This window comes from Uruburuella testudinis (assembly GCF_022870865.1).
GTDB lineage: Bacteria > Pseudomonadota > Gammaproteobacteria > Burkholderiales > Neisseriaceae > Neisseria > Neisseria testudinis.
On sequence record NZ_CP091508.1, the window covers coordinates 1,065,946 to 1,086,108 of the forward strand.

At 48.1% G+C, this 20,163-nt stretch carries 19 protein-coding genes, 4 tRNA genes and 1 pseudogene; 10 read left to right on the plus strand and 14 right to left on the minus strand.

Annotated elements, in window-relative coordinates:
* Complete coding sequence (locus LVJ83_RS04950; RefSeq protein ID WP_244786900.1) at nucleotides 1-282, plus strand: hypothetical protein; 282 nt, start codon at nucleotides 1-3, stop codon at nucleotides 280-282.
* 59 nt (nucleotides 283-341) lie between these two features.
* Here the strand turns inward: LVJ83_RS04950 and LVJ83_RS04955 are convergent, their stop codons facing one another.
* The 5 genes from LVJ83_RS04955 to LVJ83_RS04975 form a co-directional block, all read right to left on the minus strand.
* A complete protein-coding gene (locus LVJ83_RS04955; RefSeq protein ID WP_244786901.1) occupies nucleotides 342-563 on the minus strand; it encodes an Imm31 family immunity protein in 222 nt (73 codons plus the stop codon).
* Nucleotides 560-5,251: a hemagglutinin repeat-containing protein gene (locus LVJ83_RS04960; RefSeq protein ID WP_244786902.1), complete on the minus strand. Its 4,692-nt coding sequence runs from the start codon at nucleotides 5,249-5,251 to the stop codon at nucleotides 560-562. The genes LVJ83_RS04955 and LVJ83_RS04960 overlap by 4 nt, the downstream gene beginning before the upstream one ends.
* 237 nt (nucleotides 5,252-5,488) lie before the next feature.
* Complete coding sequence (locus tag LVJ83_RS04965; RefSeq protein WP_244786903.1) at nucleotides 5,489-5,848, minus strand: immunity 8 family protein; 360 nt, start codon at nucleotides 5,846-5,848, stop codon at nucleotides 5,489-5,491.
* Nucleotides 5,845-6,174: a hypothetical protein gene (locus LVJ83_RS04970; RefSeq protein ID WP_244786904.1), complete on the minus strand. Its 330-nt coding sequence runs from the start codon at nucleotides 6,172-6,174 to the stop codon at nucleotides 5,845-5,847. The genes LVJ83_RS04965 and LVJ83_RS04970 overlap by 4 nt, the downstream gene beginning before the upstream one ends.
* 160 nt (nucleotides 6,175-6,334) lie before the next feature.
* A complete protein-coding gene (locus tag LVJ83_RS04975) occupies nucleotides 6,335-6,541 on the minus strand; it encodes a hypothetical protein (protein ID WP_244786905.1) in 207 nt (68 codons plus the stop codon).
* Between the two features lie 30 nt (nucleotides 6,542-6,571).
* On the opposite strand from LVJ83_RS04975, the gene LVJ83_RS04980 reads away from it, so the two are divergent.
* The 4 genes and pseudogenes from LVJ83_RS04980 to LVJ83_RS13640 all read left to right on the plus strand — a co-directional run.
* Nucleotides 6,572-7,018 (plus strand): hypothetical protein, encoded by a 447-nt coding sequence (locus LVJ83_RS04980; RefSeq protein ID WP_244786906.1) that lies wholly within the window; start codon nucleotides 6,572-6,574, stop codon nucleotides 7,016-7,018.
* An 8-nt stretch (nucleotides 7,019-7,026) separates the two neighbouring features.
* Entirely contained in the window at nucleotides 7,027-7,266 is a 240-nt protein-coding gene (locus tag LVJ83_RS04985) for a lipopolysaccharide heptosyltransferase (protein WP_244786907.1), read from the plus strand.
* 21 nt (nucleotides 7,267-7,287) lie between these two features.
* Entirely contained in the window at nucleotides 7,288-7,614 is a 327-nt protein-coding gene (locus LVJ83_RS13635; protein ID WP_425316021.1) for a helix-turn-helix domain-containing protein, read from the plus strand.
* Nucleotides 7,515-8,466, plus strand: a pseudogene (locus LVJ83_RS13640) (tyrosine-type recombinase/integrase); the annotation flags it as partial. The gene LVJ83_RS13635 and the pseudogene LVJ83_RS13640, both read left to right, overlap by 100 nt.
* A 74-nt stretch (nucleotides 8,467-8,540) precedes the next feature.
* Here the strand turns inward: LVJ83_RS13640 and LVJ83_RS05005 are convergent.
* The 4 genes from LVJ83_RS05005 to LVJ83_RS05020 all read right to left on the minus strand — a co-directional run bounded on the left by LVJ83_RS05005 (nucleotide 8,541) and on the right by LVJ83_RS05020 (nucleotide 11,559).
* Nucleotides 8,541-8,616, minus strand: a tRNA-Ile gene (locus LVJ83_RS05005).
* Nucleotides 8,617-9,147: 531 nt separating this feature from the next.
* The gene (locus LVJ83_RS05010) at nucleotides 9,148-9,825 is read right to left on the minus strand and encodes a hypothetical protein (protein WP_244786908.1); all 678 of its coding nucleotides are present in this window, start codon (nucleotides 9,823-9,825) and stop codon (nucleotides 9,148-9,150) included.
* Between the two features lie 457 nt (nucleotides 9,826-10,282).
* Entirely contained in the window at nucleotides 10,283-10,621 is a 339-nt protein-coding gene (erpA, locus tag LVJ83_RS05015) for an iron-sulfur cluster insertion protein ErpA (RefSeq protein WP_244786909.1), read from the minus strand.
* Between the two features lie 251 nt (nucleotides 10,622-10,872).
* On the minus strand, nucleotides 10,873-11,559 hold the full coding sequence (locus LVJ83_RS05020) for a S24 family peptidase (RefSeq protein WP_244786910.1): 687 nt from the start codon (nucleotides 11,557-11,559) through the stop codon (nucleotides 10,873-10,875).
* A gap of 301 nt (nucleotides 11,560-11,860) precedes the next feature.
* Here LVJ83_RS05020 and LVJ83_RS05025 point away from each other — a divergent pair, with 301 nt between their 5' ends.
* Nucleotides 11,861-12,136 (plus strand): hypothetical protein, encoded by a 276-nt coding sequence (locus LVJ83_RS05025; protein WP_244786911.1) that lies wholly within the window; start codon nucleotides 11,861-11,863, stop codon nucleotides 12,134-12,136.
* Nucleotides 12,137-12,199: 63 nt separating this feature from the next.
* Here the strand turns inward: LVJ83_RS05025 and LVJ83_RS05030 are convergent.
* The 3 genes from LVJ83_RS05030 to LVJ83_RS05040 form a co-directional block, all read right to left on the minus strand.
* Nucleotides 12,200-12,290, minus strand: a tRNA-Ser gene (locus LVJ83_RS05030).
* A gap of 571 nt (nucleotides 12,291-12,861) precedes the next feature.
* A tRNA-Leu gene (locus LVJ83_RS05035) sits at nucleotides 12,862-12,948 on the minus strand.
* A 55-nt stretch (nucleotides 12,949-13,003) separates the two neighbouring features.
* Nucleotides 13,004-13,090: transfer RNA gene (locus tag LVJ83_RS05040), tRNA-Leu, on the minus strand.
* 87 nt (nucleotides 13,091-13,177) lie between these two features.
* On the opposite strand from LVJ83_RS05040, the gene rnr reads away from it, so the two are divergent.
* Entirely contained in the window at nucleotides 13,178-15,658 is a 2,481-nt protein-coding gene (rnr, locus tag LVJ83_RS05045; protein ID WP_244786912.1) for a ribonuclease R, read from the plus strand.
* A gap of 227 nt (nucleotides 15,659-15,885) precedes the next feature.
* Here rnr and LVJ83_RS05050 read toward each other — a convergent pair whose 3' ends face one another.
* Both LVJ83_RS05050 and LVJ83_RS05055 read right to left on the minus strand, forming a co-directional pair.
* Entirely contained in the window at nucleotides 15,886-16,374 is a 489-nt protein-coding gene (locus LVJ83_RS05050) for a NemA protein (RefSeq protein WP_244786914.1), read from the minus strand.
* Between the two features lie 147 nt (nucleotides 16,375-16,521).
* A complete protein-coding gene (locus LVJ83_RS05055) occupies nucleotides 16,522-16,866 on the minus strand; it encodes an energy transducer TonB (RefSeq protein WP_244786917.1) in 345 nt (114 codons plus the stop codon).
* Nucleotides 16,867-17,862: 996 nt separating this feature from the next.
* On the opposite strand from LVJ83_RS05055, the gene dapF reads away from it, so the two are divergent.
* From dapF to LVJ83_RS05070, 3 genes are read left to right on the plus strand one after another with little or no spacing between them, the layout of a single operon-like run.
* Nucleotides 17,863-18,711: a diaminopimelate epimerase gene (gene dapF, locus LVJ83_RS05060; protein ID WP_244786919.1), complete on the plus strand. Its 849-nt coding sequence runs from the start codon at nucleotides 17,863-17,865 to the stop codon at nucleotides 18,709-18,711.
* On the plus strand, nucleotides 18,711-19,361 hold the full coding sequence (locus LVJ83_RS05065) for a DUF484 family protein (RefSeq protein ID WP_244786921.1): 651 nt from the start codon (nucleotides 18,711-18,713) through the stop codon (nucleotides 19,359-19,361). Before dapF ends, LVJ83_RS05065 begins: the two co-directional genes overlap by 1 nt.
* A complete protein-coding gene (locus LVJ83_RS05070; protein WP_244786923.1) occupies nucleotides 19,361-19,960 on the plus strand; it encodes a hypothetical protein in 600 nt (199 codons plus the stop codon). The genes LVJ83_RS05065 and LVJ83_RS05070 overlap by 1 nt, the downstream gene beginning before the upstream one ends.
* Nucleotides 19,961-20,163 lie beyond the last annotated feature (203 nt).

Below are 20,163 nucleotides of genomic sequence, written 5' to 3' on the forward strand. Positions count from 1 at the left end.
TTGTGCCGTTTCATTCGGGTTGCTGCCGTTTTGGCCGAAGGTTTGGCCGATGGTTTCGGCGGCGTAGGGGGCGAGGGCGTTGGTGGCCGTCTGAAGGCCGCTCTGCCCGCCGAGGGCGCCGGTGACAACGGTGGAAACGGCATTGAGCGCGCGGGCTTTGCTGCCGCCGATGCCCCAATCTTTAGCGGATTGTTGAGCCTGATTGTATTGTTGTACGGCGGCTTCGATTTGAGCGGCATCGTTGTGTTTGATGGCCGTCTGAAAGAGAGCTTCAGGCGGTAGAGAACACGTGTATTCCTTACGAAATACATCCTATGCACGTTTGCTTTCTATGTGGCAAGCTAATAAAAGTCTTCCCTAGTAAATTTTCTCCCAGTAGGAATTGCGTATTGTTTATCTAAATAAATAGTATTTTCATCACCGTGCAAAAGAATGGAATATCCAAAAAGCATATTATTTTCTTCGCTGATACCCAGCACAACCCCCAATTTTCCTTTTATGCCTCCAGGATATTGTTTGCTAACCATTATTTCTGAATAGAAATTAATTTTTTCTAAATTCATTTATGCGTAATCTTTCCATCAAGTGATACATTTAGATGTGAGCCATCTCGCGTTGCCCATCCTAATTTAGATTTTCCTGTTTTTGAAAGTTGTACGTCCCATTCAAAAGCTTGATTCGAAGTTCTAGACGGGCCTTTTGTCCATTCATTACCAAATTTATCAATATAACCATTGTTAGGACCCCGTGGAAGGGGAGTGTTGGGATTATACCCTTCAGGCGGAATATAACGTATTTTACCTTCAGTTGGTAATGAAACATATTTTAGTCTTGACTTAATTGTCCATTGCTGAGCAGAGCTCACTGTACCAACTGGATTAAATACAGGCTCATCAATATAAGTTAATTTGGTTTCTTTATTCGCTATTTTATGTGCTTGGATCTGAGTACTAAAACTCTTCACCCCACCATAAACCGCAGCCGCAAGCGGAAGCCCTTTATTTACTGCAAAATCAGCTACTTTTCCTGTGCCCGACAATTGGCTTTCATGTGCTGCAATATCACGGTTATTTATTTCCTGTGCTAAGCCTTGAGCGGCAAGTATATTGCGCCCATTTTCAGTAAACAGTAAAAATAAACCATTATCTGTAGTGGCAACAGCAGAACGATTGATATCTCTTAAACCGTCCAATGTTTTCAGATGGCATTCATCTCCTTGATTGTTACATTTTGCCAATTCAGCTTGACGATTGCGTTCACCTTTTTGACGGTATTTATTGAGAACAGCCTGTTTTTGCTGTTCGGTTTCGGCTTGATTCAATTCGGCAATCATTTGTTTGATATCGGTGAATCCTAAGCCGTTATTCTCAACAGCATTTTGACCGATAACACCGGCAAGCTGGGTATTGAATGTGCTGTTTCCCGCTATGCCGCCAAATATTGAACCAATGGCAGCGCTGAGTGAACGAAGCTTTTCTTTTTCACTTTCAGATAGAAGGTTGGGGTTGAATTCACCTGTTGTTGGGTCAATGGCAGTTTGACCGTCGTTATATTGTGCGGCTAATGATTGCACGGCGGCTTCTGAAGCTATAGCAGCACTGCCGCCGGAAAGTGGATTCGCATTATTAAGATAGGCAAGTGTTGCACCTAGAATGCCGTGTAGTGCATATTGTGCAGCTTCGTTTTTATTTTCACCATGGCCGAATGTGTTGCCAATGCCTGCTGCGGCATAAGGCGCTAAAGCATTAGCGGTTGCTTGAACCTCAGTTTGACCACGCAGCACACCTGTGAGTGCGGCGGTTACTGCATTAAGTGCTCGTGCTTTACTACCGCCATTGCCCCAATCTTGGGCCAATTGTGTTGACTGTGCATATTCTGGGTTGGCGAGCAATAACGCAGCCTGTTTGTCTGCTTCATTCATTGCCTGATAAAGAACCCAGGCATCAGAATCATAAGTTTGCAATTCTTGTTCTGCTTGTGTTCTGAGTTCTGCCTGTTTTTGCTGAGCTTTTTGTGCCATATTGCCGCTGAACGTGCGTACGGCTGAGGTAATGTCGGCGGTGGCGGATGCTGCGGCCTGCTGGTTGCGCAGAATCTGTTGGATATCGGGCAGCTCGGCGAGTTTCTGATGGGCGGTTTCGGTGTCGCTGTGGATGCCCAATGCTTGGGTGGTGGTTTCTTGACCGCCGATATTCAGACGGCCTGCGCTTAAAGTAGCACGGGTAATGCTGCTGTCGCTGCCGCTGTCATATTGGGGCAGGGTCGGGCTGTAGCCGGGGCCTTGGCTTATGCTTTGGCCGGCTACGGCGGATGCTTGGCCGAGGGGGCTTTGTTGGAAGGCTTCGCTGCTGCTGAGGCTGCCGCCGTAGCCGCCGCTGAGGGAAACGCCGGAGGCGTTATAGCTGCTGTGGTTTTGAATGTCTTCAAAGGTCAGCGCGTTGGCGGTCAGCCCGTTATTCTCTTTCGCCGCGGTTGAGGCAATGGCGCCGCCTTTGAGGTGCACGCTGTCGGCGTTGATGTGATAACCGCCGTCGCCGGCAAACAGGCCGGATTGGGTGTGGACGGTATTGCTGCTGCCCGAGGCTTTGCTTTGGTTGAAATTGCCGGAAGCTTCCCAGGCGCTGCCGAGGGCGATTTGTATTCTGGCACCGGCGCCGCTTTGTTTGCTGGTTTGCGACAGCGTATCTTGCACGCTTTCGATATTCAGACGGCCTTTAACATCGGCATCGATGCGGTTGGCGGTGACGGTGGCGCCGCGTAAAGTGGTGTCGCCTTGGCCGGCCAATAGGATTTTATCGGCTGCGAGCTCGGTGGGGTTGTGGCCGTCGGCATCGAGGCGCTGGCGGCCTTTGGTGGCGCCGGCTTCGGCGTAAACATAGACACCGGTTTGCGCGCCCACTGAAACACCGACACCGACGGAGGCGCCGAAGCTGCTGTTTTTGCCGTCGCGGTGGCGGCTGCTGTGGCCGGATTCGAGGCTGATGTTTTGAGCCGAATCGAGGCTGAGGGTGCCGCCTGCGGTGGCGGCGGTGTGTTGCAGACGGATATCGCCCCCGGTCGATTGCAGAGTGAGGTTGCCGCCGGCGCTGAGGGTGTTGCGCCGGCTGTCGGCATAGCTTTGGTTTTGGCTGGCATTGGCGGTTTTAAAGCCGACGCCGGCTTCGGCTTTGGCCAATACCGCACCCTGCTGCAAATCATCAGGGTTGACGGCCACGCCGTTTTTAAGGGCATCGGCGGCAACTTTGGTATTGCGGGCGGCGGCATCGGTGACTTTGCCGACCGCATCGTAAAGCTGATAGCCCTGTGCGGCGGCAGCCATGCCCTGAAGGGCGCGGGTGCGGTCGCCGGCGTTGCTGTCGGCGGCATCTTCAACGGCATAGGCCAGCTCGATCAGCGGTGAGGAGACTTTGGCAAAGGTGCCGATTTTAACGTCGCGCTCGGATTGATGGCTGCTGCCGCGGTTGTAATCGTCGAGAATATTGATATTGTTAGCGGTGATGTTGATGTCTTTGGCCGCCGCCACGTCGGCGACTTGTTGAGTATAGCCGGCACCGGCCTGCATATTGACGTTGCCGCCAAGACTGCCGACTTGTGATTTGACTTGCTCGACTTGGCTGCTGTGGCTGTCTTGACGGTTTTTCATCCAACCGCTGAAATATTCGGTGTCGGAGATTTGCGCCGAGCCGATGCCGCTGCCCACTTGGGTTTCACTGAGGGATTGGCGGTTTTGGCCGGACAGGATATTGATGTTGCCGGCCGCATTGAGGTTGAGATTGTTTTGGGCAACGATGGTGCTGCCGATCACATCAATATCGCGCCCGCTTTGCAGCGCCGCCGCCCCGCCGACGGAAAGGCTGCTGCCGGTGAGGTGGTTCAACGCGCCTTCACCTTGGCCGCGCTCGTTGAAACTGCCCAGCGGCATCAGGTGGTCGCGGTTGTCGATGCTCAAACCGCTGCGGCGGCTTTGGGCGCTTTGGTTTTGGTCGTCGGCAGCAAAGCCGAGACGGATGCTGTCGCGGGCGGAGAGCAGCGCATCGCCCTCAGCGCTGATTTGCGCGCCTTCGCTGCGGATGCCGCCTTCGGTGGCGATAATGTTCAGGTGTTGACCCGCCGCTAATTCGCTCACCACCGCTTGGGTGCGGCTGTTGTTTTGTGCGGCAGATGATTTGCTGCGCCCGCCGCCGACCACCAGCGGCGTTATCGCCGCCTGGCCGGCTTTGAAGGCCGCCAGATCGCGGGCAAACCAAGTGCCCACGGCGCTGCCGCTGTTTTGGCTGCCGGCCGTGGATTGGTCGTAAGCGGTTTTGGCGGCGGCAATGGGGTTGTAGGTGACCCCGATGCTGAGGCCGCTCTGTTTGCTTTGCTGCTCGCTGCGGCTGCTGTCGGTGATATACGCCGCATCAAGGTTGACTGCGCGGCCTTGCAGGTTCAAATCGCCGCCGGCATTCAGACGGCCTGCGCTGATGTTGAGCGCCTCGCCGGCCAGAAGGGTGGTGGTGCCTGTGCTGCTGCCGATTTGGCTGAGGGTGAGGCTTTCGCTTGTGCCGTCTTGTTGCAGGCTGTGGCGGGATTTGCTGTAGCCGACGGCGGCAACGCCGTTTGCAAGCGAGGCGGTGAGGCCCGAGCGCTTACGCTCGTGAAACTCATGATCCGAATACGCATTCTCAGCCGCGGTGATGTTGACATCATTGCCGGCCGTCAACACCGTGAGGCCGTCTGAAACCGCATGGCTGCCGCGCACATTCACATCCTGCCCGGCACGAACCACCACTTCCTTGCCCTCGATGCTGCTGCCGACCGCTTCATCGTGTTGGCGGCGGTATTGGTCGAGCGAGGTTGTTTTAGAAACCATGCTGCGCGATTCGTTGTACAGCGAGTCGTCTAAATCCAGCGTTTGACGGCCTTCGCTGATGTCGACATTGCGGCCGGAGAGGGTGGTGCGGCCGCCGTCGCTGGCAATGCTGCCTTGGCGGATGGTCAAATCATCTTTGGCCGAAATCAGAATATCGCCCGCCGCACCGATAACGGTGCCGGCTTCCGAAGTTTGGGCAACGTGGCGGTGGTTGCGGTCGGAGAGTTCACCCTGTTTGCTGTGGGATGAAAGCTTGGCGGTGCCTAAATCGATACGGCCGTCTGAAATGATTTGCGTTTGGCCGTTGGCGGCTTCGTTACGCAGATTGGCGGCGACGAAATCGATGCTTTCGTTGGCTTTCAGGCTTAAGCGGCCGTCTGAAGCGTTGTTGACATACAAAGCGGCGACGCGGTCGATTTGGGTTTGGCCGTTGCGCTCATCGCCGCCGGTGGCGGTGGTGGAGGCGATGCGGATGCGGTCGGCTTCGACGGCGAGGAGGGTGTCGGCGTAATAATTAAAAAGGCCGTCTGAAAGGTTTTAAAAAAACGGATTTCAGACGGCCTTGTTAGTTTTATAAAGTTTGCAGATGTGCGCACGGTTACGCCGCTTGGGGCGGCTAACCTTACCTACGACTTGTTACAAATTTGGATGATAATCTTCAAACTCCCAGGAGAAAAATTTTAATAAATTTGATAAAGATAAATCCCAAGTCTCTTTTGAAGAGTATAGCAAGATTTTGTTGATTTCATTTTTGATGATTACATGATTAAATTCTTCCATTACTAACGCATTTGACCAAAAAAAACCTTCTTTTCTGCAATTATGTGCAATCCATTTAGGAGAACAAACACAGACTGAAAATATTGATGATCCCTGCTCACCTTCTATACCAATATCTAAATCTATCCATTGGTGAAAGTTATCTGCAATTTCAGGGGTAAATTCTTCAAAATTCTCATTATATAGGTTTATATTTCTTAAAGTTAATTTAATCATTTTATATTTAGATGTCCGTTAGTTAAAGTTTTTCCATCAGTACTTCTAATAATAAAATTAGCTTGTACCCCTGTTGGATTAAATGATTTTGGAGTATAGATTTTTGTGGTAGGAGGGCGATACAGCCTTGTACCATCCGCACTTAATAAACACCCTTTGCAAGAAGGACTATTAACTGGTTTAGCTCCATCACCAACCCAAATTTTTCCTAATTTATCGGCTTCTTGGCGGGTTGCTGAGCCAATGCCAAAATTGATTTCACCTCTTCTATTTGGCCGCATAGCTTTCCAATCATTTAAAGCACTTTTGCTAATCTTGAACAGCAATATTTTTTAAGTTTTGTTCATTTAATTCATTAATTAACTTAGGATAGGTAGCCGCATTAGCTGTTCCTCCTGATGTAATGCGCACAGTTACTGGTGTAGCTGGCTTAGGTCTTGGTACTGAAATTCCCACTTTACCCACACTCAGCGTATTCACCGCCAGTTACACATAATTGGCAGCTTGTTCAGACAGGCCGAGCTGTTTCAAACCCTGGACAGTAATCGTAGGTTTTTGTTCGCTGGCTTTTTTTCCGAAATTGCTCAAACCGGTAATCAGATGGTCGCTTGATGAAGCAAGGCCAACTGCTGCCGCACCAACGTCTGCGTACCGTGCAACGTGATTTGCATGAACAATTGAGCCAAATTCCATTCTTGGCTACTCAAGCCACATTCAATCAAGATGAGGCATGATATCGGCCAAGCAGATGTAGAGGCAATTATCGCCGAAGTATTCCGAAGTTCAGGGGTAAAGCTGACGGCGGATGATCCAATTATCGCTGTATTGCTGATACAGGAAGCCCGGTTGGAAGCTTTGTTTAAAGAACAGCGTATCAATATCGAACAAGGCTTGGCAGAGTATGTGGCAGAAATTGACGAATCGCAGAAAGCTACGGTGAAGGCGGCGGAAGGGCTGAAAACATATCGGGAGCAGATTCTGACGGAGCTTCTGGCCAAAAACGACGAGAATCTTAAGGAAAGCGAAGGCCGTATTTATGCGGCCATACAGCCGAAGATTGCAGCTCAGAATAAGGCTTTGGCAGATGAAATTGCAGCCAAGATGAACCGTTCTTGGCTGGTGGCCGCGCTGCTTGGATTTTGTACTTTGTTGGTGCTGAAATTTGTGTAGGAGGCACTGTGCTGACAGAAGAAAAGAAGGCGGTTGCCACGGTAAAAGTTAATTCGTCGTTTGCTCTGGCAGAAGAGCAATTTCCGCATTACCGGCTGGTTCCGCTTGATACGGACAGACAAGGTTATCTCTGCCTGCTTTTCTATATCAGCTCGGCAAGTTTCCTGGTGCTGGAGCCGCGTATCAAACGGTATGCGGCGATCAGGAAGGGCTTTGCTGTTGGAAAACGCAGCATATCCCGATTTTGAAGTGGGGAGAAGCTCATGTAAATGACGTTTAATGCGGTGGAGGCTGCGGATTACTGTAAATGCCATCCTGAAACAATTAGAGAACATATCAGAGAAGGCCGTCTGAAAGCATCGAAGCCCGGTCGTGCCTATTGTATTACATTGTCTGCACTTGACGCTTTTCTAAAGGATTTGGCAAATAACCAATTGCAGACTTCACTCAAAAGCAGGAGTGAAGAAAAATGCCTATATATAAACGAAAAAATGGCATGTGGTATGTTGATATCACAACACCGAGTGGCCGGCGAATTAGACAAACCATTGGCACTAAAAACGAGCAAGAAGCACAAAGGCTCTACCACAAACTGAAGTATGAATTGTGGTCAGAGCAGCATTTTGACGAGAAACCGGAAAAATTATGGGAAGAAGCTGCCATACGGTGGATTGATGAAATGCAGGCAAAAAAGAGTATTGCCAATGATTTGTGCAGATTGCGACAGCTCCCTGAGCTGCGTGGTCATTATCTAAATCACCTAAGCCGTGAATTTATTATGGCTGTGGTGGCCGCAAAACCATGCTCAGACAGCACCAAAAACCGTTATCTGGCATTAATTCGGGCAATACTCAATAAGGCTATTAAAGAGTGGGGCTGGTTGGATAAAGCCTCTTATCTGAAGCTGTATCGTGAACCGAAAAGGCGCATCCGTTGGCCGACAAAGCAAGAAGCTGAAAAGTTGATTGCCTCATTGCCGCCACATGGCCGACATGGTTGTTTTTAGTCTGGCAACAGGCTTAAGGCAACGTAATGTTTTGGATTTGGAATGGCAGCAAGTGGATTTGTCAGCTCGCACGGCTTGGATACATGCTTCAGAAAGTAAGTCTGGCAGGGTAATTGGTGTTGCTTTGAACAGTACGGCAGTTACAGTTTTGAGTAAACAGATGGGGAAACATCCCCGTTTCGTTTTCACTCAGCCGTCTGGTCGTAAAGCTTTGAGCATTAGTGCGCGGATTTGGAAAAATGCTTTGCAAAAGGTTGAAATCACTGATTTCCGATGGCACGACTTACGCCATACGTGGGCAAGCTGGCTGATTCAGGCAGGTGTTCCATTGCCTGCCTTACAAGAGATGGGCGGTTGGGAGAGCGTAGAGATGGTACGTCGCTACGCTCATTTGTCCACTAAGCATTTACAGAGCCATGCCGATTTATTGGACAAGATGGAACTTGCTCATGGCACAAATTTGACACACTTGGATAACGGAAAGGAGGTAAATAATACCCAAGTTGTTGATTTATCTGGTGGGTCCGGTGGGTTTCGAACCCACGACCAAGGGATTATGAGTCCCCTGCTCTAACCCCTGAGCTACAGACCCGGATAACAGCAAAGGCGGCTATTGTAACACAAACTGCGCGCTATTCAAGGCTGCGGCCAAACAATCCGCTATTCAATCCGCCGCAGCAATTATTTAAGGCAGCTGCGCTATAGCCATTCAATCAACAATCTGATCGTATAGGGTCAGCGTGATCTGAAGTAGGTGGTTTTTCAGGGCAAAAGTGCCAAACCAAACAGCCTCACACTCTTTATCCTGTTTTTGACTTGTGGTCTGATACGCATTCACAAAAGTAATTGAACAAGGCGGCGAGTCGAAGACAGTACACACGAACGGGGCTGGTTGATTTGGTGCTTCAGCACCTTAATGAAACCGGTTCTCTTCGAGATTAGGCGAACCAATGTTGTTAGGTTATTTTTGTGAATGGGTATTATCAGTTGATTGCTTGGAATAGGGGGAAATGCTTTGATGTAATCAGGCATTGGAAAAGGCCGTCTGAAAATTCAGACGGCCTGATATCTGCTTGGAATTTCAGTGCTTTCGGGTAACTGTTGATGACTGAAATGCCTGAAGTCAGCCAAAAAATTGAGCAAGAAGATAGCCGATGAAAACCAAAATAACGATTAATATCAGAATAATCATTAAACTTACCAGAGCGTTGCTGCCATGAAACCATGTCTGCCAAGCTGAACGGGCGCCGATTTCCTCACGCAGTTCTTGTTCCAATTTTTCGCGGATTTTTTTACGCAGGCGTTTTTCTTCTTCTTGCTTTTCTTTTAATAATTTGTGCGCAATTTCATGTTGTTTTCTGTGTTCGAAAGCAACTTTTTCCTGCCATTCTATCCGTTTTCTTTGAATTAAGGCTTCAGACGAGGAGTCGAAATGCAGATGGCAAATCGGGCATTCTTTGCTCTCCGGATCTTCAATAATGGTGTAGCATACCGGGCATTGCGGCACGGGTTCGGGCAATGCAGGTTTTTCCTGTTCGGTATCAATTACGGGGGCGAGCTCGAGCGAGCGGCGGGTAATAACATCGAGCCCGAGATAGTTGAAATAGTGCTGGGCATTTTCGCGCTCTGCATGAGTGCAACGCTCGGCAATAATTGCTTGCGGGTGATCCCGCAATGCTTGAATCAAATCTTCGGCTTCTTGTTGAGGAAGATTATCGCGGATGCAGGCGTCTATCCGTGTTCTGTCTATACCGGGCGGGTAGGAAACATAGACATCGTAAAAATTTTGTTGCGTGCTCATTGCTCTTCCGTATAAAAGCGCACCTTGGAATGAGTAGAAACAGTGTTATATCTATTCAAAAAATAAGCTGAGAAGATGGCGGGCTGAAAGAACCGGTACGGCGAAGTGGGCCAGCGCAGTCAGGTTATTTTTGAATAAGTATCACATTCCATTTATACTGTATTTTATGCTATGCGTAATAGATATTTGGCTGTTGGGTTTTAGTTTTTAAGGATATCCCAGCAGATATTGTTTGTCAGGAAACCATATATAAAAGGTAGTTAATTTAGGATTAACGGTATAAACTGTTTAATTCAATGTAAAAAATTTTAATGCGAGAAATGTATGTTTGCAATCAAGAAAGCCGGCTGCGATAACCTAAGATTGAGCATTATCAAATGATGGGATTCAAACACAAAATTACCGGCCGTCTGAATATTTCAGACGGCCGGTAATTTTGTGTTGAATCATTTCATTATTAAACAGAGAAAGACGAACCGCACCCGCAGGTAGTAGCAGCGTTAGGATTGCGGATCACAAATTGAGAACCTTGCAGGCTTTCTGTGTAATCAATCTCGGCGCCGATCAGATATTGATAGCTCATCGGGTCAACTAAAAAGGTTAATCCGGATTTTTCAATTTCAAAATCGTCGTCATTTTTGATTTCGTCAAAGGTAAAACCGTATTGGAAGCCTGAGCAGCCGCCACCGTTTACAAAAACGCGCAATTTCAAATCGGGGTTGTTTTCTTCTGCAATTAAATCTGCCACTTTGGTGCAGCAGCTGTCTGTGAAGATAATCGGGCTTTCGTCTGACATGATGTGATTCCTTTTATATGAATATATGCGTTTATTGTCGCGCAAATGTTTCTGTTAGGCAAGGTTGGGGCAGGCGAGTTATTTATCAATGGCTGCGGCAGCTTGTGGTTTTATCATGAAATGCCAACAAGATAAATGGGCTGGAAATGTGCATTAATCAGGCCAAGAGCAAAACTTTCCGGCTGGTTTCAACTGAATTTTCCGATGCAGCGGTAAGCCGGATTGTTGTGAAAAATGATGTAAACGGGTTTTTAAATGTTACGCCCAAACCACTCCACCCGGCCGATAATGGCCACATCATCAGTAGCCTGATTAAGATTTATTTCAAAAGTAGGGTAGGCTTCGTTGGCCGAAATCACATTAACAATACCACCGGGCATCAATTGCAGCCTTTTTACCAGCAGGTTTTCATTAAGCCGCAATACATATAAACCGTCGCGGGGCGTGGTATCGCCGTGGTTGATCAGAATAGAGTCGCCATCATTCAGCACCCCTTCCATTGAATCGCCTTTAACAGAAATCACAGAAAGGTTTTTGGTGTCGCGGGTAATATAATTTTCAACCCAATAGCGGCGGAAGGCCATGGTGAACACCGGCTTTTCATCGCCCACCAATTGCCCATGCCCAGCGGCTGCCTGGATATCATAGCGGGGCACGAAGATAAATTCGCCGGTGTCTACAGGATTGCCTAAGGTGTCGTAGGCTGTTTGAGTCTGTATATTTGAGCCGGGAAAAGGCTCTCCTTCGCCGGTGAGCAGCCAATCAAGGTTGCAGCCTTTTAATTGTTTGATTTTTTTTAAAGTTTCTGCTTTGGGTAACCCACCTTCATTCCAAATGCGGCTAAACCCGGCAATCGTCATATCGATGTCCGCGGCTATCTTAGCTTGCTTGGCTTCTTCTTTCCACAGATAAACCAGCCGGTCTTTAAATGTGCTCATTATATTTCCTTATTAAAAGTGTATTTTTTTATATGCTGCTGGCAGTTTTTGATATTTTACTTTAGTTTTTAGAATAAAGTAAGAAAAATTTTAACTTTACTAAGAAAAAAGATTGCTTATTTATTTTTTTCTTAGTAATATGCTGGAAAGCTTAGGTTATATTTTGTTTTTGAGGTTTTATTTAGGAAAAATACTCAGTCTGCATATGAGCGCAACTTTGGTATGGTTATTGTTGAAAATATCTAAATAAAACTTTATTTTAAATTTAAAAAATTTTATTTTTGCGAAAGGTGCTGGATAGATGGATATGAATAAGTTCAAAAAATTGATGCTGGCTTTGGCGCTCAGTGTGATTTTGGTGATGTTTCCGTTCAGTGGTTCGGAGGCTCAGTCTGCTGAAACACCGTTATCAGAATGGAATTGTGAGAAACTGCAGATGTTGCCTGTTCACCATATGGATTCAAAGCAACGTATGTTTTCAGGCCAATGTGATGCCGCAGAAGCAGGGCGGGCTTGGGAGCAATCTTATGGTGCTTTGGATGATGGCGGATTGGCCGCGGGTGTGGTGTATGAATAGCATCTGAATATTGCTGAGAATGGAAAAAATCCATTGTAAAACAAGGGATTTTTTGTTGTATTTTGGCGGAGAGGAAGGGATTCGAACCCTCGATACGCTATTCACGTATACACGCTTTCCAGGCGTGCGACTTCAACCACTCATCCACCTCTCCAAGTGTGATGTTTTGCAGCGATTTGTAAAGGGCGGATTATACGGTGGATTGATGTGGTGTGCAATACTAGGGTGTCCGGACAATTCGATTTACGGGTGTATTTTGCCCTGAAAACGCATCTGCTGCGTTAAAAAGCCTCGCAAGATGCCCAATCTTGCTGCGTTTTTTGCCTGGCATCTGCATTTTCAGGAACAAAAATCCCCTCATAAACAAATTGTCAGGGCATCCTAAGGGTGTCCTGACAATTCATGTATCATCTTTTTAACACAGCAGATGCGTTTTCGGGAGCAAAAAAATCAGCCATAAATCAAATTGCCCAGGGTCTCTATTAAACACCCATTTACAAAAATAACCTAATCAACATTGGTTTGCCGGTGCTCGAAGAGGGCTGGTTTTGCTAAGGCGTTGAAGTGCCGAGTCAATTGGCTCTGTGTATGTACTGTTTTGTCAGTTTGCTTTTGTGAATGGGTATCAAAAGGCCGTCTGAAGCCAGATGGTTTTCAGACGGCTTGATATTTTAGATTTATGAGATAATAAAAAATCCAGCTAATGATTAGCTGGTTTGATATATTGGTGCCCAGGAGAAGACTCGAACTTCCACACCCGTGAGGATACTAGCACCTGAAGCTAGCGCGTCTACCAATTCCGCCACCTGGGCTTTCAGATTGTGTCATTAAAACTTCACTTTGTATCAGTATAACCATTCAAGCAGTTGGTGCCCAGGAGAAGACTCGAACTTCCACACCCGTGAGGATACTAGCACCTGAAGCTAGCGCGTCTACCAATTCCGCCACCTGGGCTTTGCTTTAATTGCTACTTTACGTTAAAGTGTTGTCTTAACGAAGATGTGCATTATATATTCAAATGAAAGATTGTCAATCATCGAAATGAAAAAAAACACTAAGTCATTAAGTCTACGCCAAAAAGACCCTTTTTTAAGCCGCGAACAACAGCGTTATGAAAATCCGTTGCCCAGCCGGGAATGGGTGATTGAATTGCTCGATAAAGAGGGGGTGCCGCTCAAAATTACTACGCTGGCGCAAAAATTATCGATTACCGACGAGGAATACGAATTTTTTGAACGGCGTATTAAGGCGATGGCGCGTGACGGGCAGGTGCTGATTAACCGGCGCGGTGCGGTGTGTGTGGCCGATAAGTTGGCTTTGGTAAAATGCCGTGTCGAAGCTCATAAAGACGGCTTCGGCTTCGCTGTGCCGTTGACGCCCACCGGAGAGGGTGATTTTGTATTGTATGAACGGCAGATGCGCGGTGTAATGCATGGTGATATTGTGACCGTGCGCCCGGCGGGTGTCGACCGCCGCGGGCGCCGGGAGGGGCAGGTGCTGGATATTGTCGAGCGGGCGCAAACGCAGGTGGTCGGGCGCTTTTATGTTGAGCGCGGCATTGCTATTCTTGAGCCGGAAGATAAGCGGCTGAATCAAAGTATTATGTTGGATCCTGCAAGCTTGCCGTCATTCAAACCCGAGCCGGGGCAGGTGGTGGTGGGGGAAATCGAAAGCTATCCCGACGGGCACCGTCCGGCTGTGGCCAAACTGATAGAGGTATTGGGCGATTATGCGGACAGCGGTATGGAAATTGAAATTGCTGTGCGCAAGCATCATTTACCGCATGTGTTCAGTCAGGCATGTTTGAAAGCGGCGGCTGATATTCCTGATGAAGTGCGCCCGGCGGATTATCAAGGCCGTGTAGATTTGCGTGATTTGCCGTTGATGACTATTGATGGTGAAACTGCGCGTGATTTTGATGATGCGGTGTATGCTGAAAAAGTCGGCCGAAATTACCGCCTGATTGTGGCGATTGCGGATGTGAGCCATTATGTGCGGCCGGGTGATGCTATCGATATGGATGCAGTAGAGCGCACAACCAGTGTTTATTTTCCCCGCCGCGTGATTCCGATGCTTCCGGAAAAGCTTTCCAACGGCATTTGTTCGCTCAACCCTGATGTTGAGCGGCTGTGTATGGTATGCGATATGGTGGTGACTTATGCCGGCAATATTAAGGAATATAAATTTTATCCGGCTGTGATGCGTTCGCATGCACGCCTTACTTATACGCAAGTGTGGGATTGGATTGAGGGTGGGGGCGATTATCCGCATAAAGCGCAAATCGAGCCCTTGTATAAGCTGTTTCAAATTTTACAGAAAAAACGCCAACAGCGCGGTGCGATGGAGTTTGAGAGCACAGAAACGCAGATGTTGTTTGACGATAACAGCAAAATCGAGCGCATTGTGCCGGTGGTGCGTAATGATGCCCACAAACTGATTGAAGAGTGTATGCTGGCGGCCAATGTGTGTGCTGCTGAATTTTTGTTGAAAAACAAACATACGGCTTTGTTCCGCAACCACTTGGGGCCGACGCCTGAAAAACTGGCCACTTTACGCGAGCAGCTCGGCCTGTTGGGCTTGCACTTGGGCGGCGGTGATAAGCCAACCCCTAAAGATTATGCAGATTTGGCCGAAAAAATCAAAGATCGTCCTGATCGGGAGTTGTTACAGGTGATGTTGTTGCGTTCCATGCAGCAAGCCGTGTATGAGCCGAATAACGAAGGCCATTTCGGCTTAGCTTATGAGGCTTATGCCCACTTTACTTCGCCGATACGCCGTTATCCTGATTTAACGGTGCATCGTGCGATTAAAGCAGTGTTGCGGGGGGAAAAATATGCGCCTAAATCATGGCAGGCGTTGGGTGTTTCCTGTTCGTTTAATGAACGTCGTGCTGATGATGCCAGCCGTGATGTAGAAAATTGGCTGAAAACCTATTATATGCGCGATAAGGTAGGCGAAGTGTTTAACGGCCGAGTGTCCGGCATGGCTAACTTCGGCATTTTTGTTACCCTGAATGATATCCACATCGAAGGCATGGTGCATATCAGCGATTTGGGTGAAGATTATTTCAACTTCCGCCCTGAAATCATGGCCATGGAAGGTGAGCGCAGTGGCGTGCGTTTCAATATGGGTGATGAAGTAGTGGTGAGGGTGGCGCGCGCCGATTTGGATACCAGTAAGATCGACCTGACTTTAATCAGTGGCGGCGGTGCCGGTAAAAAACGCGGTAACAAAGCGGCTGCGGGCAAACCAACCGCTTCGCCAAAAACGCCAAAGGCTAAAACAGCCAAAGTGCCGAAGCAATCTGAAGCATCATCGGTTGCGGTTCAGACGGCTCGGCCTGAAGCGGGTAAGTCAAAACAAAGCGGCCAACAAGCCAAATCTTTGAAAATGGTAGACGGAAAAATTACTTTTGTCCGGCGGGATGACCATGCGCCTGCTGCCAAGCGGAGTGAAACCGGCAAGGCAAAAAGTAAGCCCGGCAACGCTTCGCCGCGCAAACGCAGCCGTAAGAATAAATAGGGTGCATAAGTATCAGGCGGTGGATGGTTGCGGTGTTTTTTGTTTTTGAAAATACATCTGCGTTAGGTTTTTGGTCAAGCATATGATTTTACTTAATTTATAATGTTGCCTGCATTGCTTGTTAAGACAAAATCTTATTAATAAAAATCTTATTAATAAATAGTGGTTGGTATAAACAAAGGCCGTCTGAAAAAATTCAGACGGCCTTTGTTTTTATAATCAATATCTCAGTATTTCGCGTTGATCAATCGGCCGTTTTGATACACTTGTTGCTGCATCAGATTGCCGTTATAGGCGTATGTGGTCAGGGTGCCGTTATCGGGATGCGCGCGGAAACGCATCAATTGGTTGCGTGAAAGCGTGTAGGGATCGGTGCGTTTGCGGTTGTTGTCGCTGTAAAAATCTTGCACGATGTATTCGTTGTCGCGTTTGTTGAGCAATTGGCGGTGGAAACCACCTCTCGCTACAGTGTTCTGCGTGTTGCCTTGGGCATCGAAGTAGGTCACGATTTGCTCTTCGATAACATTAATGCCGCTGTCGTTAGTGGTGCCGGCGCGGGTTTTGTCGAGCCCGACGGGGATATTGATGGATGTGCCCAAGCCTACGTGGCGGCCGATGCTGGTGCCCATGCCGAGCCCGACCGACATCCCCGGAGTTCCTACTGTGCAGGCTGAAAGAATGGCCGCGAAAGCGGCTGCAAGCGCCATCTGCTTCATTGGAGTGCTTTCAGAAAAATATTGGTGCTTAAGTATAGCGTATTTAGGGGCTGATGGTGTTATGGTAGGTAAATACAGGCAATCCGCGGTATTGCCGCCATTAAAAAAAGCGCTTTGGCCGGGAAGTGCTTTTCTAATGGCCGTGCCTTATCTCATGCCGGTTATCAGGGTGTCGGTGTGTGAGAACTTGATTTCTTTGACAAAGCTGAATTCGATGGGGCGGTTGTTTTGGGTAACCGGCTGCATGGTTTGGCGCTGCATCCATTCGACTGCGAGGCGGTCGGTGTGGGGTGAGCCGCTGCTTCGTATAATGTGCACATTACGGGTGCGGCCATCAGTATCTAAGGTAAGCCGCATGGCAACATTGCCGCTAATCGGGGTATGGGCTTCAGAGGCTTTTTGGTAAAACAGAATGTCGTTTGCCAAAGCGGTTTGTGCGCCGGTTAATAGGGTGAAAGCCAGGCAGGTTGAGCAGAGTTTTTGAATATTCATGAGGTTATCCTGAACGTAATATGAATGATATTGTTGTCTTGGTTAAAATAATGTTGTGTTTTGCGGCCTGTTTATGATTGACCGGGCGATAGCATCGGGCAAAAGGGTTCGTTACATTGCCTTGAAAACGAAGTTTCTGCCAAGCTTGAGTACCCCTGGCCTTGCTCTGCATTCCGCCGACAATCAAATGCTTTTGCTGTTATGTTCCCCATCAATAAAATATGAACAGACTTGGAAACCGACATGTGGATTTTGCCCATTTTTAGGGATTTCAGCAATATTTAAAGTGTCAAAAATATTGTGATTTTCGGAAGTTTTTAAAGATAAACGGTATTTTGGCATGCTGGTAATTTTGTGAAAAACCAACGCAATATGCTGAAAGCCGTGATTGATGCGGGGTATGAAAGCCAAGACATAAAAAATTGATTTGGTTTAACGGCTTAAATGGAATGGCATGTTTTTCCGAGTGATAAAATATTGATATAAAAATGATTGGCCTTAAATTGTAAAGGCCATTGGTCGGTATATTGCCGTTTTTTGTGTTGTTTCTGCGCAACTTTACCTATTGTTGAAAAGGGCAGACCGCACGTTGGTAGCCGGCTGTTGTTATTCAGTGTTTCAGGCAGATAAAAAATCATTTGATATGAATAATCTTGCTTGATGGTTTTGGCGGGATGGTTTTATCTGAATACAGCGCTGACGGCGGGATATGGTGTAGAATCCCATTTGTTTTTCAGACGGCCTCTGAAGCAATATGGTAAAGGCGTTGAAATATTGATACTGATTAAAAAAAACAAGCTGATATATCAGGCCGTCTGAAAATATCGGCATTTGGCCGGGGCGTTGTGGTTATTTGATTGGCGGGTGTATTTTGCTCCTGAAAACGTATCTGCAACGTTTTTGTCCGGTATCTGTGTTTCCGGGAACAATAATGTTCTCATAAACGGATGACTCGGAAGCGCGAAGCAATAAGCATATGAATGTTAAGGAAAAACAATGAGCGTGCTGAAATTTACCAAAATGCATGGTTTAGGCAATGATTTTATGGTGGTCGACGGCATCAATCAGCAGTTCGACCCCCGGCAGGCGCCGCTTACCCGATGGGCGGACCGGCATACCGGTGTGGGCTTCGATCAATTATTGTTGGTGGAAAAAGCTGCTTCCGATGCGGTGGATTTCCGCTATCGTATTTTCAATGCCGACGGCAGCGAAGTGGAGCAATGCGGCAACGGTGCCCGTTGTTTTGTGCGCTTTGTGCTGGATAAGGGGTTGACTGAAAAGCGGGAAATCGTTGTGGAGACCGCCCGCGGCATTATTGTGCCGCGCCTGACCGACGACGGATTGGTAACAGTTAATATGGGCAAACCACATTTTTTGCCTCATGAGATTCCGTTTGTGCCGGCGGCAGGTGAAGATGACGATGCGTTAACACATACCGTATTGATGGGGTTGGAATCTGTGCAGGTCAGCTGTGTCAATATGGGCAATCCGCATGCTGTGATTTTGGTCGCGGATACGCAAACCGCTCCGGTGGCAAAGTGGGGTGAAGTCATTGAATCGCATGAGCAATTTCCTGAGCGGGTGAATGTGGGCTTTATGCAGATAGTCAATAAACAAAGCATCCGCCTGCGTGTGTATGAGCGCGGTACCGGCGAAACCCAAGCTTGCGGCACGGGTGCTTGCGCGGCTGTAGTGGCAGGTGTCCGCCTCGGCTTGTTGGAAGCGGGTGCACCGGTGCAGGTAGCGTTGCCGGGCGGATGTTTGTCGATTGTGTGGCGGGAAGGTGAAGATGTGATGATGACAGGCCCTGCCGAAACCGTATTTGAAGGTGAGTTACAATATTAATGGAAAAACAACGCGTTTTAGATTTTTTGAATGCCAATCCGAGCTTTTTGGCCGAGCATGCTGATGCGCTCGGTTTGCGTTTGCGTGATGACAAAGTGCGCTCGTTTGCGCAGGCACAATTGGCGGCCTCACAGTTGAAAATCGATAAAATGGCCGGCCAGCTGGAAATCATGCTGGCGGATTCTGAAGCCAACCGCATAACCATGCAACGCTTATTGGCTTTAGACGTGCAATTGCTGCGCGCCAATACCGTGGGGCAGGTGGTGCAGGCTTTGTATCAGACGCTGCAACATGATTTCGGCCTGCATCAGTTTAAGTTGCTGCTGATTGCCGAACCGCGTAACAAGGCGCGTATTCCCGGTGAAATAAAGATAGACGGCGGTAAGGTTCGGGCGACTGTTGCGGCGTTGGAAAAGCCTTTGCTCGGCACTAAAATCAGTGCGGAAATGCGTGCGCTGCTGCCTGCCGGCAGCGGTGTGCCGGAAAGTTTTTTACAACTGCCCGTGCCGGTGGGCGGTGCAACCGGCGCGGTGTTGCTGGCTGCCGATACGGATGTTAACCGGTTTGCTGCTGATTTGCCGACTGAATGGATCGAACGGATGGCCGAAGCGTTGGGTGCGGCTTTGTCGCGCATTATGGGCTATCGTTGATGTGGTCGGATACCAGTTTTTGGTTTGTGGCCGTTTATATCGGCGTATTTGTGATTGCGGCCTATAAAGCAGGCGAATTTCAATGGTTATGGGGCAGTATTTTACTGTGGCTGGGTTTCGGCATCGCCGGTGCGCGGCTATTGCCGGGCATATGGGGCATCACGCATTGGATCCCGCTTTATCTGCCGCACTTCTATATCACGTTGGCCAGCCTGTTTTTCTTTACCAATCATTGGCAAAAGCTGCCGCAGGGTGCCCGGCATACGGGGCAGGGTAATGTGTTTCTCAGTTTGTTTGCGGTCAGCGGGCTGCAAATGACCTTAGTGTTTGCGCTGTTACTGTTACTGGTGTGGTATCGCTTTCCTGCCGGCATTACTCCTTATGTATTGCCGGCATTGCTGCAAATGTATGTTTTTAAACCGGTATATTGGATGATGGCTCAAGCAGTTATGATGGGGCTGTTTTACCTGCACCGCAGCCATATCATGAAAGAACCTGCCAATCGTTTCAGCAGGCGCCAGCTGCAGATGGGCTGGCTGTTGGCGCTGTTTTTTCAGGCGGCCTGGGTGGTTAAGGCTTTATTGGAAATACGTTATTGAAATAAATGTGAAAATGATTGATTTATAAAATATTATTTAATATCAATGATTTGTATTTTTATGTGATTTGCCCGGTTTACACGATGACTGAAAATTCCGGCCACGGCGGTTGCAGAAATTCCGCATACAACCAAAAGTTATAAAGAAGGAAACATTAAGTATTTGGTTTTTAGGCGGCCCGCGGTTACCATGCAGGCTGAGTT